Consider the following 1,463-nt stretch of genomic DNA (forward strand, 5'->3'; position numbering starts at 1 on the left):
TCGTGGGTTGTTGCCAGGGTTGGTCGTGGGGGATGTTTCGCGGCTGGATGCGCAGGTCAAGGAGGATTTCGCGGATGCTGGGCTGAGCCATCTCAATGCGGTGAGCGGGGCCAATCTCGCGATTGTCGCGGGGGCTGTCCTGCTGGTGGGGCGGTTCGCGGGGTTGCCCTTGGCGGCGAGGGGGGCGCTGGTCGTTGTGGCGATGGGTGGGTTCGCGGTGGTCGCGAGGCCGTCGCCGAGTGTGTTGCGGGCGTTGGTGATGGGGACGGTGGCCGCCATCGCGCTTGGGACCGGCCGATCGCGGGACGGGATGGCGGCGCTGTCCGGGACGGTGTTGCTGTTGATCTTGTTCAATCCTGGGCTGGCCCGGGAGTACGGGTTCGCGCTCTCCGTCGCCGCGACCGGAGGGATCCTGGTGCTCGCGCCGCGTTGGCGTGATCGTATGGCCGCCCGCATGCCCGCCTGGATGGCCGAGGCGATCGCTGTCCCGGCCGCGGCTCAGGCGGCGGTGACTCCTCTTCTGGTGCTCATGTCAGGGGAACTCGGGCTGGCCGCGATCCCGGCCAACCTTCTCGCGGCGCCGGCGGTAGCGCCCGCGACGGTTCTCGGCTTTCTCGCCGCCCTGATTGCCCCGATCAGCATGGACTTGGCGCAGCTGGTCGTCCGCCCGGCGGGATTGTCCGCGAGTTGGATCATCACAGTGGCCGAATGGGCGGCCGAGCTTCCACTCGCCACGGTCGGATGGCCCGCTGGAGTACTTGGACTCGTCTTGCTCGCAGCGGCGTCTATAGCTGTGTGGCTGGTACTTCGGCGGCAGGCCGGCAGACGGTTGGCGATCGCCCTAGCCGGCGGTTCGCTGATCGCGATTCTGCTCGTAGGCCCCGCGACGTCGACTTGGCCAGCCCGCGGTTGGCTGCTCGTGATGTGCGATGTCGGCCAGGGCGACGCTCTCGTCCTGTCCGCCGGAGAAGGCAAAGCCGTGGTCGTCGACGCAGGCCCGGAACCCGGACCGGTCGATCGATGTCTGCGCAGGCTGGACGTGCACACGGTTCCGCTGCTCGTTCTCACCCATCCGCACCTCGACCACGTCGGCGGCCTGGCCGGAGTCCTCCGAAACCGCCGCATTGGAGCCGTCGTCGTCAGCCCCATCCGCGCCTCCCAACGGGAAAGCATCCGCGTCTCGACCGAACTGCGCACCAGGAAGATCCCCGAATGGGTCGTACGCCCCGGCACCCGCTGGCACTTCGGTCAAGCCGAGATCACCGTGCTCGCCCCCAACGCCGAAGACCCCATCCAGGGCCAAGGCGAAGGCTCCATGACCAACAACGCCAGCGTCGTCCTGCTGGTCCGCTGGCCGACGGGATCCGCCCTCCTCGCCGGAGACCTCGAAACCGAAGCCGAAACCACCCTCCTCCGAACCGGCGTCCCACCCGTGGACATCCTGAAGGTCCCTCACCACGGCT

At 68.6% G+C, this 1,463-nt stretch carries 1 protein-coding gene; it reads left to right on the forward strand.

The window, feature by feature from the left end:
* Positions 1 to 25 precede the first annotated feature (25 nt).
* Positions 26 to 1,463: ComEC/Rec2 family competence protein (locus Amac_RS00005; RefSeq protein WP_246267962.1), on the forward strand; the 1,438-nt coding region annotated here is incomplete at its 3' end.

Source organism: Acrocarpospora macrocephala (assembly GCF_009687865.1).
GTDB classification, from domain to species: Bacteria; Actinomycetota; Actinomycetes; order Streptosporangiales; family Streptosporangiaceae; genus Acrocarpospora; species Acrocarpospora macrocephala.